Origin of the sequence: Brevibacterium gallinarum, from assembly GCF_014836885.1 — a bacterium.
GTDB classification, from domain to species: domain Bacteria; phylum Actinomycetota; class Actinomycetes; order Actinomycetales; family Brevibacteriaceae; genus Brevibacterium; species Brevibacterium gallinarum.
The window spans coordinates 40,180-53,434 of record NZ_JACSPY010000004.1 but is presented as its reverse complement, the minus strand read 5'-3'; the positions used below and the strand labels follow the sequence as shown (position 1 = coordinate 53,434).

Annotated in this window: 10 protein-coding genes; 9 read left to right on the top strand and 1 reads right to left on the bottom strand. The window is 67.8% G+C overall.

The window, feature by feature from the left end:
* Nucleotides 1-85 precede the first annotated feature (85 nt).
* Nucleotides 86-523 carry a nucleoside-diphosphate kinase gene (gene ndk / locus H9634_RS05745; RefSeq protein ID WP_175294587.1) on the top strand — a complete coding sequence of 146 codons (438 nt, stop codon included), beginning with the start codon at nucleotides 86-88 and terminating at the stop codon, nucleotides 521-523.
* Nucleotides 524-625: 102 nt separating this feature from the next.
* On the opposite strand, the gene H9634_RS05740 is transcribed toward ndk, so the two are convergent.
* Nucleotides 626-1,297 (bottom strand): vitamin K epoxide reductase family protein, encoded by a 672-nt coding sequence (locus H9634_RS05740; RefSeq protein WP_318245010.1) that lies wholly within the window; start codon nucleotides 1,295-1,297, stop codon nucleotides 626-628.
* A 366-nt stretch (nucleotides 1,298-1,663) separates the two neighbouring features.
* On the opposite strand from H9634_RS05740, the gene H9634_RS05735 reads away from it, so the two are divergent.
* From H9634_RS05735 to proB, 8 genes are all read left to right on the top strand, one after another.
* The gene (locus H9634_RS05735; protein ID WP_191725771.1) at nucleotides 1,664-4,828 is read left to right on the top strand and encodes an Rne/Rng family ribonuclease; all 3,165 of its coding nucleotides are present in this window, start codon (nucleotides 1,664-1,666) and stop codon (nucleotides 4,826-4,828) included.
* A 270-nt stretch (nucleotides 4,829-5,098) separates the two neighbouring features.
* Entirely contained in the window at nucleotides 5,099-6,673 is a 1,575-nt protein-coding gene (locus H9634_RS05730; protein WP_191725770.1) for an alanine/glycine:cation symporter family protein, read from the top strand.
* A gap of 110 nt (nucleotides 6,674-6,783) precedes the next feature.
* Entirely contained in the window at nucleotides 6,784-9,108 is a 2,325-nt protein-coding gene (locus H9634_RS05725; protein ID WP_191725769.1) for a 4-alpha-glucanotransferase, read from the top strand.
* Nucleotides 9,105-9,473: a chorismate mutase gene (locus tag H9634_RS05720; RefSeq protein ID WP_191725768.1), complete on the top strand. Its 369-nt coding sequence runs from the start codon at nucleotides 9,105-9,107 to the stop codon at nucleotides 9,471-9,473. The genes H9634_RS05725 and H9634_RS05720 overlap by 4 nt, the downstream gene beginning before the upstream one ends.
* Before the next feature lie 258 nt (nucleotides 9,474-9,731).
* On the top strand, nucleotides 9,732-10,040 hold the full coding sequence (rplU, locus tag H9634_RS05715; RefSeq protein WP_102159800.1) for a 50S ribosomal protein L21: 309 nt from the start codon (nucleotides 9,732-9,734) through the stop codon (nucleotides 10,038-10,040).
* A 30-nt stretch (nucleotides 10,041-10,070) separates the two neighbouring features.
* Nucleotides 10,071-10,322 carry a 50S ribosomal protein L27 gene (rpmA, locus tag H9634_RS05710; RefSeq protein WP_102159802.1) on the top strand — a complete coding sequence of 84 codons (252 nt, stop codon included), beginning with the start codon at nucleotides 10,071-10,073 and terminating at the stop codon, nucleotides 10,320-10,322.
* A gap of 232 nt (nucleotides 10,323-10,554) precedes the next feature.
* On the top strand, nucleotides 10,555-12,102 hold the full coding sequence (gene obgE / locus H9634_RS05705; RefSeq protein WP_191725767.1) for a GTPase ObgE: 1,548 nt from the start codon (nucleotides 10,555-10,557) through the stop codon (nucleotides 12,100-12,102).
* Entirely contained in the window at nucleotides 12,099-13,244 is a 1,146-nt protein-coding gene (gene proB, locus H9634_RS05700) for a glutamate 5-kinase (protein WP_404801671.1), read from the top strand. The genes obgE and proB overlap by 4 nt, the downstream gene beginning before the upstream one ends.
* Nucleotides 13,245-13,255 lie beyond the last annotated feature (11 nt).

The window sequence follows — 13,255 nt, the reverse complement described above, 5'->3', positions numbered from 1 at the left end:
CTGGTTCTCACCGGCCGGGCGCCCCTGGTGGTGATGCAATAGACTGGCACCGCATTGCCCTGCTCGGCGCACGGAACGTCGACTGATGACGAAGGAGAACCTGGTGACCGAACGCACGCTCGTGCTCGTCAAGCCAGATGGTGTGCAGCGCGGCCTCATCGGCCAGATCATTGCACGCATCGAAGCCAAGGGATACAGCATCGAGAAGCTCGAGCTCGTCCACGCAACCGCGGAGCAGCTCGCCGCCCACTACGAAGAGCATGAGGGGAAGCCGTTCTACCAGCCTCTCGTGGACTTCATGTCAGAAGGCCCCCTCGTTGCACTGGTGGCCTCCGGTCACGGCGTGATCCCCGGCTTCCGGTCGTTGGCCGGAACCACCGACCCGACGACCGCTGCGCCGGGCACCATCCGTGGTGACTTCGCCCGGGACTGGGGCGTCAGCGTGCAGAAGAACCTCGTGCACGGCTCCGACTCCGAGGAATCGGCGGCACGCGAGATCGCCATCTGGTTCCCCGAGGACTGAGACCGCCACAGCTTCGCAGACAGACGCGGGGTGGGACGCGCACAGCGTGTCCCACCCCGATGTCGTCTTCGAGGTGCGTCCCGATGTCGTCTTCGAGGTGCGTCAGAGCAGTCCGGAGAAGAACGTCCAGAACTTCACGATGATGAGTCCGTAGACGATGCACATCCACAGCACGCCGATGAGCAGGGCATGCTGGGCGAACACACGGGAATAGGGACTGGCGGTGACACCGGCACCGAAGAAGCCGCGCAGCACCGCATATCCGGTGACGACGCAGAACATCGGAATCGTCACCGTCCACACCACGATGCACCACGGGCAGCCGACCCCGATGGCGAAGATCGAGGTGTAGAAGAGGTACATGCACAGCAGCGCACCCGCCCCGAGACCGGCAGCCAGACTCATCCACATCCAGCCCGGCAGCTCCACCCGGGCGAGGACGAGCACCCCGAAGATGAGCGGTACGACGAATGCCGCGATGCCGAGGAACTGATTGGGGAACCCGAGCAGCTGGGCCTGCGGGTAGTCCATCACCGACCCGCATGAGAAGAACGGGTTCAGATCGCAGGACAGCGTGATGCCGGGATTCTCCAGCTTGCGCAGTTTGTCGATCGAGAGCAGGAACGACATCCACAGTCCGATGACCGATCCGATGATGAGGAAGATCCCCAACGGCAGTCGGCGCAGGAACCAGGCATCGGCAGCCGGTGCGGCTGCAGGGGATGAGGCAGGGGAGGATGCCGCAGGAGGTGTCTGGGCAGGAGGAGTATTCACCCCAACAGCATGCCGTGTCGATTCGGTCTGCGACAAGTGTGACCGGATGCCGAGGCTGATCTGCCCACCGCAGAACCTGCGCCGCTGCAGGACGGCACACCGTGCCTATGACATAATGATGATGGCGACAGGCTGAACACACCCGGCCAGTTGCCCGCTTCCACCGAGCGGAGGTCTGACTCCCGCAGGTCAAAGCTGAAGCGGCACGTGCGTGCCACCGCGCTGACGCAATTCGCGCGAGCCCATGTGTACCCACAGTTTTTTCTGCCCGCCGGCACGGCTGCGACGCCGCGAGACGGGCACCGCCATCGCCCATGGCGCAGCTGGAAGGTGTGCCGGCTGCGGTGGGCAAGGAGTTCTATACAGATGAATCACGAACCCGAGGATCAGCAGAATCCGACAGAGGGCATTCTCGCCGATCTCGAGAATCTGCGTGCGCAGTCCGAAGCCAAGCGCACCGACGACGACGCCGACTCACGCGGTGACGCATTCGCCGTCCTCGACGAGATCGCCGAGAAGGCCGAATCGCTGCGCGCCGGCGGGCATTCAGCCGAGGATGCTGGCCAGGCAGCTGAGGCCGATGACGATTCCGCAGAGGAGAAGCCCAGCCGTTCGACGCGCCGCCGCAGCACAGGCGGCCCGAAGTCAGCCCGCTCAGCCGTCGCCAACCGCGGTCTGATCTTCGAGTCCTATGTCGGTGATTCCACCGACGACGAAGACGACGACAGCGACGATGACGCCGATTCGCAGCCCGCGCAGCAGGCTGTCACGATCGATGTGCGCAACCCGTTCTCCTTCGGCTTCAGCGCTCAGCGTGAGGAGTCAGATGACGAGCCGCTGCAGCCGGTGAGCGTGCCGGCCGGGGGCGGTCTGCTGTTCCAGACGCCGCAGGCCGAACTCGGTCAGCAGGTGGATCCGGATTGGACCCCTGATGACGACGAAGACGATGACGACGACACCGACGACGCTGACGGCTCCGACCGCAGCGATCGCTCCGATCGTGATGACGACGGCGATGACGACCAGCCGCGTCGCCGCCGCCGAGGCGGGCGGGGCAAGCGCTCGCGCGGTCGTTCCAACGGCAACGACGACGATTCCGGTTCTGACAGCGACAACCGCGGTGGCCGCCGCCAGCGCAGCGACGACAGCGACTCCAGCGACGACGGGAAGTCCGACGACAGCGGCCAGGATGACAATCGCAGCGGCCAGAACGATCGCGATGACCAGCGGCAGGATCGCAGTGACGATTCCGGTGACTCCGATGACGACTCGAGCAGCTCGCGGCGTCGCCGCCGGCGCCGCAGCCGGTCGGGCTCCGGATCGAGCAGCGGCACCAGCGCCTCCGAAGTCACCGGTGTCAAGGGCTCAACGCGCCTGGAAGCCAAGCGCCAGCGCCGGCGCGAGGGCCGCGAGGCCGGCCGCCGCCGCCCGGTGATCTCGGAAGCGGAGTTCCTCGCCCGCCGCGAATCCGTTGAGCGCACCATGCTCGTGCGCGACCACGACGACCGCACCCAGCTCGTCGTCACCGAAGACGGCATCGCCGTCGAGCACTACCTCAGCGAGTCGAAGGCCCAGGCCTCCCTCATCGGCAACGTCTACCTCGGCAAGGTGCAGAATGTGCTGCCGAGCATGGAAGCCGCGTTCGTCGACATCGGCAAGGGCCGCAACGCCGTCCTCTACGCCGGCGAGGTCAACTGGGACGCACTCGGCATGGACGGCAAGCCGCGCCGCATCGAGCTCGCGCTCAGCCCCGGTGACTCGGTCCTCGTGCAGGTGACCAAGGACCCGATCGGGCACAAGGGCGCCCGCCTGACCGCGCAGATCTCCCTGCCCGGGCGGTTCCTCGTCTACGTGCCCGGCAACGACATGACCGGCATCTCCCGCAAGCTTCCGGACAATGAGCGACAGCGGCTGAAGAAGCTGCTCAAGCAGATGGTGCCCGAATCCGCCGGCGTCATCGTCCGCACCGCCGCCGAAGGCGCCTCGGAGACGGAGCTCGGCCGGGACATCGAGCGGCTGTCCAAGCGCTGGGAGTCGATCGAGAAGAAGTCGACCTCGACGAAGACGACTGCTCCGCAGCTGCTGTACAAGGAGCCGGACATGATCGTCCGGATCATCCGCGATGTCTTCAACGAGGACTTCAGCGCCCTCGTCGTCGACGGCGACGAGTCCTGGGACACGATCCACGAATACGTCGAAGCCGTCGCCCCCGACCTGCTCGAGCGGCTGAGCCGCTACGAGGAGGACGGAGACATCTTCGACCACTACCGCGTGTCGGAGCAGATCGACAAGGCCCTGCAGCGCAAGGTCATGCTGCCCTCCGGCGGCTCCCTCGTCATCGACCGCACCGAGGCGATGACCGTCATCGACGTCAACACCGGGAAGTTCACCGGCTCAGGCGGCAACCTCGAAGAGACGGTGACGAAGAACAACCTCGAGGCAGCAGAAGAGGTCATCCGCCAGCTGCGGCTGCGCGACATCGGCGGCATCATCGTCGTCGACTTCATCGACATGGTCCTCGAATCCAACCGCGATCTCGTCGTCCGTCGGCTTGTCGAGTGCCTCGGCCGCGACCGGACCCGCCACCAGGTCGCCGAGGTGACGTCGCTGGGCCTGGTGCAGATGACCCGCAAGCGCATCGGCACCGGACTGGCCGAATCGCTGGCTGCCGCCGGAGAGGACCTCTCCGGACGAGGCCTTGTGCTGCCGGGCACCGAGGACGACGGCTCCTCACGCGGCCAGTACAAGTCGCGCAAGCGCCGCGGACAGGACAACCGCCGCTCGAACAAGGACGCGCAGTCCCGCGAAGAGGAAGAGAAGCAGTCTGCCTCCCGCTCGGCTGTCGCCGCGATCGCCAAGGCAACGCTGAAGGCCGATGACGACGACAGCGCCGAGACACCGGCAGCCGACCAGGGCTCTGGCTCCACAGACGAGCAGAACAGCGGTTCGCAGCGCACGGGCCGCGGCAGGCAGGACGACGGCGTCTCCGGCGACGCAGGCGGGGAGAGCTCCTCGCGCAGCCGACGCTCCCGCCGTTCGAAGAAGCAGGCCCAGCCGGCCGATGATTCGAGTGCGCAGGAGCGCTCAGAGGACACGCAGGGCAGCGATGAGCGCAGCACCGGCGACCCGGGCAGCGGCGAGCAGGGTGGAAAGCGCTCACGGCGCAGCCGCTCCCGCCAGGCTGCGAAGTCCGCCGATGCCGGCCAGCAGGCTGCCGGCGAGGCGCAGAGCTCTCAGCAGCCTGAGGCTTCCTCAGCACCGGCGCGCCGCACCCCGCGCAAGCCCGCCGAGCCCAGCGGTCCGGCACCGCTCATGATCGGCGCTGAGACCGAAACCCGCGTGCAGGAGGCGCCGGCGCGCCCGGCCAGCCAGCCTGAGCGCGCGGACAGCCAGCCTGAGCGCGCGGACAGCCAGCCTGAGCGCGCGGACAGCTCCGCAGCGCAGCCGGCTGCTGCTGAGCAGCAGGAGCGTCAGGAGCCGGAGAAGCAGACCGAGGCGCCGCCGATCCTCATCATCGGCGCCGACGACTGAGCCGAGCGTCTGCGAGGCATGCGCAGGGCCTGTTGCCGCATCTCCGCGGGAGCAGGCCCTGCAGCGCTCTCACCAGGTGCTTCAGGGGCGAGCCCGGGTTTCGCAGCGGTGCGCAGACGCGAGATCACGGGGTGCTTATACCACAGATTCGCGCCGTTTCAGCGGTCCGAAAGGAGTCAATTGTGAGCTAGGTAACGGTTGGATAACTGAAAGTTGCATTGGCACTTTTGCAGTTGCGGCCAGCCCCGTTTTAGGGGAACTTATAGCTTCATGAGCACCTTTGTGAGCGCCGCCACACTCCTACCTCTGGCGGCAAACGCGTCCATCGAAGAAAAGGTCGACGGCATCCTTGCTCCGTTCGTCGACCGTTTCGAAACAGTCATCTTCTACCCCCTGTCGATCGGAGCAGTGTCGTTCCCGATCGTCGTCGCCTGGCTGATCATCGCAGCCTGCGTCTTCACCATCTACTTCGGCTTCATCCAGTTCCGCGGATTCGGCGTCGCGCTCGAAGTCGTGCGCGGCAAGTTCTCCTCCAAGGACGACCCGGGTGAGGTCACCCACTTCCAGGCCCTGTCCTCGGCAGTCTCGGGCACCGTGGGCCTGGGCAACATCGCCGGTGTCGGCGCCGCGATCGCCATGGGCGGTCCGGGTGCTGCGTTCTGGATGGTTGTTGCCGGAATCCTCGGCATGGCCACGAAGTTCGTCGAGTGCACCCTGGGTGTCAAGTACCGCGAGATCGACCAGGACGGTGTTGTCCACGGCGGTCCGTTCAAGTACCTGCCCATCGCCTTCAAGTTCATGAGCCGTCCGGTCGCAAAGGCGCTGACCGGTGTGTTCGCCATCGCCATCCTGCTCTTCGGTGTCGCCGGCGGCGGTATGTTCCAGGCCAACCAGACCGTCGTCCAGCTGCAGAACTCCGCAGGCGGTGCCGACGGCCCGCTCGGCGACGGCATGGTCCGCCTCATCATCGGCATCGCCATCGCCCTGCTCGTCGGCCTCGTCATCATCGGCGGCATCAAGTCCATCGGCAAGGTCACCGACAAGCTGGTCCCGGGCATGGCGCTGTTCTACATCGCCTCCTGTCTCATCGTCATCATCGGCAACCTGTCCTACATCCCGACTGCCTTCGGCATCATCTTCGAAGGCGCCTTCAGCCCGCAGGGCATCGCCGGCGGTGTCGTCGGTGTCATGATCGTCGGCTTCCAGCGCTCGGCCTTCTCCAACGAGGCCGGCATCGGCTCAGCACCGATCGCCCACTCGGCGGTCAAGACCCGCCGCCCGGTCTCGGAGGGCTTCGTCGCCCTGCTCGAGCCGTTCCTCGACACGGTCATCGTCTGCCTCATGACCGCCCTGACGATCATCATCGCCCACCAGCCGTCCTACCAGGAGGCCATCGAGACCACCGCCGCCGGCGGCTCGGTCGACGGTGTCACCCTGGCCTCGGATGCGTTCTCGACCATCACCGGCTGGTGGCCGATCCTGCTGACCGTCGCGGTTGTGCTCTTCGCCTTCTCCACCCTCATCACCTGGGCGTACTACGGCGAGAAGGCCTGGCACTTCCTGTTCGGCCGCCGCAAGGCCACCGACCTGGTCTACCGCCTCATCCTCATGGCGTTCATCGTCGTCGGATCGGTCGCATCGTTCGGCAAGGTCATCGCATTCGCCGATGCCGCGCTGTTCATGTGCGCCTTCATCAACATCCTCGGCCTCTACATCCTCATGCCGGTCGTCAAGCGCGAGATGAAGCAGTACCTCGCCGACCGCAAGCACGGCAAGCTCTACGAGCTCGGTGCTGAGGACGAAGCGCACCTGGAGGAGATCCGCCAGGACCAGGGCCTGAAGTGACCACCGCCTCGGCGCCGGTGAGCACCTGACCGGAGCCGAGCCCGACCCCGAACGCGGGAGGACAGCGAGCCTGTCCTCCCGCGCTCACGTCTATCCACTAATCTGAAGGCATGGCGCACATGACTCCGCTGCACGACCTCGCCGCCCGCTGCGGCATCAGCCCGGTGACCCGCGACGACGACGGCACTGAGCGACCCGTTCCCGAGGCGGTGCTCACCGGCCTGCTCGAGGCGCTCGGGGTGGCCGCGACCACCGACGACGACGTGGCCGCCAGCCTGCAGCAGCTCGCCGATGACGAGCTGCGCCGGGGTCTGCCGCAGTGCGTGACGATGCGGGCAGACGCACCCGAAGGGGTGCCGATCCACGTGCGCGAGGGCGCACCCCACCGGCTGGTCATCGAGACCGAAGACGGTGCGGCGATGCCGGTCGAATCGATCGGCGAGGCGACCGCGACCACCTCGGTGATGGTCGACGGGACACCACAGCTGCGCCAGTGCCGCACTGCCGTGCTGCCCGAAGGGCTGCCGACCGGATACCACACCCTCGTGCTCACCGACGGTGACGCCGAGCACCGCTGCCCGCTCATCGTCGCTCCCGCAGCCACGGCCGATCCCGGCCGCCGCGCAGGCCGTGACGATACGGCACACGGGCGGATGTGGGGTGTGTGCGCCGACCTGTACGCCATCCGCTCCCACCGCTCCTGGGGTGTCGGCGACTTCGGCGATCTCAGCGACCTCGTCATCGCCGCCGCCGACCGCGGCGCCGACTTCATCCGGCTGGGTCCCATCCACGCACTGCCGATCCGCGAGACCAACGTCAAGAGCTCCAAGGCCAGCCCGCTGGGCACCCCATCGCCCTATGTGCCCTCCAGCCGGGTCGCGATCGACCCGATCTACCTGCGCATCGAGGACGTTCCCGAGATCGGCCACGTGCCAGCCGCCCAGCGTGAGGCGATCCAGTCACTCGGCCGCGGCTGGGGCCGGCCGAATGCGGCCGCCGAGCCGATCCCGCGCGCCAAGGTGCTCGGCGACAAGCTCGCCGCCCTGCGCATCCTCTACAGCATGCCGCCGACGCCGACACGGCGCCGGCTGTTCAGCGACTTCTGCCGGCAGGCGCCCGAATCGCTCAAGCGCTGGGCGCTCATGAGCGCAGCAGCCGCCCACTACGCCACCAGCCGCAACCCGGATGCGTGGCGGGAGAAGATGCCGCACCCGCACAGCAGCACAGCCGCAGAGTTCTCCGACGAGCACCGCACCGACGTCGAGTTCTGGCTGTGGACCCAGTTCCTGGCCGTCGAACAGCTGCGCCAGGTCAAGGCCGTCGCCGCACAGGTCGGCATGCGGGTCGGGCTCATCACCGACATCGCTCCCGGCATCAGTGCCGAGGGAGGAGACTGGTGGGCAGGCCTGCCCGGCGAGGACGCGACGACCGGCAGCCAGAGCCTGTACCTCGACGGCATCGAACGCCGTGACGGCGCGGCCGCCAGCGGCGATGCCGCCCTGCGGCCGTGGAACCCCCAGCTGCTCGCGGCAGACGGCTACACCGCCGTGCGCGACATGCTGCGCACCGCTGCGGCCGGAGCCGGGGCGATCAGCATCGAGCGCTTCTCCAGCCTCGGCCGCCAGCGCTGGGCCGTCACCGACGCCGACGAAGACGCCTGGGCCGAGGTCGACCTCGGCAGCGCGGCGATCGACGCAGTGCTCGCACTCGAATCCGAACGGCTCGGCCTCGACATCCTCTCGACCACCTCGGTGTGGGAGGACCGCGAGCTGCGCCACAGCTTCGCCGACGGGTCTGCGCCGGCTGAGACCATCGCCGTCCTCACCCCGCCGACCCACGCCCCGCTGGCCAGCTACATCAACCTCGGCGACCTCGACGCTGCGCAGCAGCACAAGGCCCTTCACGGCGACATCCAGCAGCTCACAAGCGACGAGCGCACCAGACGCCAGGAGGTGCTCAAGGAAGCCGCCGAACTCGGCGCGCTGGCCCCGACCGAGACGATGGTCGGCACGATCGACGAACTCTGGCCGGTCGTCGTCGGGCTGCACGCCTACCTCGGGCAGCTCAACGCCGCCTACCTCGGCGCCTCCCTCATGGACATCGTCGGCCAAGAGGCCCCGCCGCACATCCCGGGCGCCGGCGAATCCCACCCGAACTGGTCGGTGGTGCTGCAGGACGCCGACTCCCAGGCAGTCCTCATCGAGGAACTCGACCAGCATCCCGGCTTCGCCCAGATCGCGAACACGCTGAGCGAACAGGTCTCCGGCGGCCATAAGCTGGAGGCCGCCGAACCGGTTGCCGGCTTCGCCGCGGACACCGGGTCGACGGCAGCAGGCGAACTCCAGTCAGATGCCGGAGCGGACACCGCCGGCCGCGACCGGCAGGCAACCGGCTCAACGGCTGCCAGCACCCGCTCACGTGAGGAGGACAGATGACCCGCGAATCCGCCGACCCGCAGTCTGCCGCCAGCGCAACCGGCCCGCAGGCAGACACCAGCACCGCAGCACCGGCGGAGCTCACGCGACTGCGCAACAGCATCGACAACGTCGACGCCGCCCTCATCCACATCCTCGCCGAACGGTTCAAGCTCACCGAGGCCGTCGGCCGGCTCAAAGCCAGCAGCGACCTGCCGCCAGCCGACCCGGCGCGCGAGGCCCGGCAGGTCGAGCGGCTGCGCTCCCTGGCCGAGGAGAGTCACCTCGATCCCGAGTTCGCTGAGAAGTTCCTCACATTCATCGTCGCCGAGGTCATCCGCCACCATGAGCGGATCGCCGAGGAGAACCGCGACAGCTCAGCCTGAGCGGGTGCAGACCGGCCGTGCAGGGGAGAAGCACCGGTTCTGGTGCCGCCTGGCTGCTTTGAATCCGGCAGCCGGGCGCGCTAGACTGTTGCGTCGGTGCAGAAAGCACCACGGTCGATCCTTCCTCTCAATGGGTCGGATCCTCCTGCCAGCTGCCAGGCAGCCGGCAGCAGGAGACGGACCAAGGAAGTATTGCCGTTTCGGGAAGTCGCCGCAGCATCCGGCTGGGCGCGCAGAATGCTAAGAAGGGGTTCGCACATGGTCTATGCCATCGTCCGTGCCGGCGGCCATCAGGAGAAGGTCAGCGTCGGCGATATCATCACCGTCAACCGTATGAAGGCCGCAGCAGGCGACAACGTCGAACTCGAAGCAGTTCTGCACGTCGACGGCGACACCGTCACCCACGACTCCGACTCGCTTGCCAAGATCACCGTCACCGCCGAGGTCGTCGACGAGACCCGCGGACCGAAGATCGTCATCCAGAAGTACAAGAACAAGACTGGTTACAAGAAGCGGATCGGTCACCGCCAGGATCTCACCCGCCTGAAGATCACCGGCATCAAGTAAGCACACCCAGCTCTTTCTAGGAGACACACTATGGCAACGAAAAAGGGAGCGAGCTCGACCAAGAACGGTCGCGACTCAAACGCCCAGCGACTGGGTGTCAAGCGCTTCGGCGGCCAGACCGTCAACGCCGGCGAGATCCTCGTCCGACAGCGCGGCACCCGCTTCCACCCGGGCGCCAATGTCGGCAAGGGCGGCGACGACACGCTGTTCGCCCTCTCGGCAGGCACCGTTGAGTTCGGCGCGAAGGGCGGCCGCAAGGTCGTCAACATCGTCGCCGGCTGATAACAGACATTCCGGCAGCCCGGCTGCCGGCTCACCACGACGGTGAGCGCACGGAGGGGTGAGTCCGCACGGACTCACCCCTCTGCGCATCTTCCGCGCCGTTCGCCCCGCGGGCGCACCACCCACCGAGGCGCTGCGCCCGCTAGGCTTGAGCGGGCAGCCGCTCGGCAGTCGTGCCAGCACCCAGACCAGGCAGCACACCTGGTCGGCAACCACAGGATGACAGGACGCTATGGCCATCGAATTCATTGACCGTGTGACTCTGCACGTCTCCGCAGGCGACGGCGGCAACGGCTGCACGTCGGTGCGGCGTGAGAAGTTCAAGCCCCTCGGCGGCCCCGACGGCGCCAACGGCGGCAACGGCGGCGACGTCATCCTCGAAGTCGACGACCAGACCACCACGCTGCTGCCGTACCAGCGCTCACCGCACCGCAGCGCCCCCAGCGGTGGGATCGGCAAGGGCGACCTGCGACACGGCGCCGACGGTGAGGACCTCATCCTGCCCGTGCCCTCCGGCACGGTCGTGAAAGCCGCTGACGGCACCCTGCTGGCCGACCTCGTCGAGCCGGGCACCCGGTTCATCGCCGCTGCCGGCGGCCGCGGCGGGCTCGGCAACGCAGCGCTTGCCTCGAAGAAGCGCAAGGCACCCGGCTTCGCCCTGCTCGGCGAACCCGGCGAGACCCGCGACCTCATCCTCGAAGTCAAGACCGTCGCTGATGTCGCCCTCATCGGCTACCCGTCTGCCGGCAAATCCAGCCTCATCGCCGCCCTCTCAGCAGCGAAGCCGAAGATCGCCGACTACCCCTTCACCACGCTCGTGCCCAACCTCGGCGTCGTGCAGGCCGGCGACACCCGCTATACGATCGCCGATGTGCCCGGGCTCATCCCCGGAGCCGCGCAGGGCCGCGGTCTGGGCCACGAGTTCCTGCGCCACGTCGAACGCTGCGCCGTCCTCGTCCACGTCATCGACATGGCCACCTGGGAGACCGACCGCGACCCGGTCAGCGACCTCAAGACCATCGAAGCCGAACTCGCCGCCTACCAAGTCGACGTCGCCCCCGGAGACGACAACACCCCCGGTGACCTGCTGCCGCTGACCGAACGCCCGACCCTCGTGGCCTTCAATAAGGTCGATGTGCCCGATGCCCAGGATCTGGCCGACATCGTCCGCGACGACGTCGAAGCCGCCGGCTACCGCGTCTTCGATGTCTCCGCCGCCACCCACAAGGGACTGAAGGAGCTGTCCTACGCGCTGGCGGACATCGTCGCCGCTGAGCGCGAGCGCCGCGCTGCCGAAGCGAAGGAGCCGGTGCGCACCATCATCCGCCCCGTCGCCGTCGACGACACCGGATTCCAGATCGTCGAAGAGCACTCCGCCGACGGCCCGGTCTTCCGGATCCTCGGCGCAAAGCCCGAACGCTGGGTGCGCCAGACCGACTTCGCCAACGACGAAGCCGTCGGCTACCTCGCCGACCGGCTCGAGCGCCTCGGCGTCGAAGAAGAGCTGTTCCGGGCCGGCGCCAAGCCCGGTGACACCATCGTCATCGGGCCTGATGACGGTGTGGTCTTCGACTGGGATCCGACCATGGTCGGCGGAGCCGAACTGCTGGCCGCCCCGCGCGGCGGCGATGCCCGCCTCGAAGAGGGCGGCCGCGCCACCCGCCGTGAGCGCAAGGCCGCGTTCCACGAGCGGATGGACGCCAAGGCCGCCACCCGTGCTGAGTTCGAAGCCGAGCGGCTGGCCGAGAAGGCCCTGCGGGAGGAAGGAGAACAGGGGTGACCGATGTGACCCTGGAGGCCACCCGCGAGGCGGTGCGCGGCGCCAAGCGCGTCGTCGTCAAGATCGGCTCCTCCTCGCTGACCTCGGTGGCAGGCGGCCTCAACCGCGACCACCTGCGCGCCCTGACGACCGCACTGGCTCAGCACCGGGCCGCCGGTCACGAGGTCATCCTCGTCTCCTCCGGCGCGATCGCCGCCGGCCTCGAACCTGCCGGACTGCCCAAACGGCCGAAAGACCTCGCCACCCAGCAGGCAGCCGCAGGCGTCGGCCAGGGCCTGCTCATGGCCGCCTACACCACCGTGCTGCGCGAACACGCCGTAGTGCCCGGACAGGTGCTGCTGACCGCCGACGACCTCATCCGCCGCACCCAGTACCGCAACGCCCAGCGCGCCATCGAGCGCCTCCTGGCCCTGGGCATCATGCCGATCGTCAACGAGAACGATGCTGTGGCCACCCACGAGATCCGCTTCGGCGACAACGACCGTCTCGCCGCCCTCGTCGCCCACCTGACGCACGCCGATGCGCTCGTGCTGCTCTCCGACGTCGATGCGCTCTACACCGCACCCCCGGGCACCCCGGACTCCCGCCGCGTCGACTTCGTCCCCGATCAAGACGCACTGGCCGCCTACGGCATCGGCGGCACCGGGGCAGCCGGCACCGGCACCGGCGGGATGATGACGAAGGTGCAGGCGGCGACCATGGCCGCCGATTCCGGCATACCGACCGTGCTGACAGCAGCCGACAACGTCTACCGGGCACTGGCCGGAGAGGACATCGGCACCTACTTCGCCGTCACCCACCGGCGCCGCCAGACCCGCCTGCTGTGGCTGGCGCACCTGGCCCAGACGCTCGGCTCCATCCGCATCGACGATGGCGCCGTGCGCGCGATCTCCCGGCGCGGCACCTCCCTGCTTGCCGCTGGGGTCACCGGCGTCGACGGGGAGTTCGAAGCCGGAGATCCGGTTGATGTTCGCGACTCTGACGGTAGGCTGGTGGCGCGTGGGCTGGTGAACTTCGCCACTCACGAACTCCCAGACATGTTCGGGCTGTCCACTGACGAACTGGGCCGGCGCTTCGGGGATGACTACCGCAAGGAGATCATCCACCGCAACGACCTGGTTCTCACCGACGCCGTCTTCTAGAAAGCACTGAC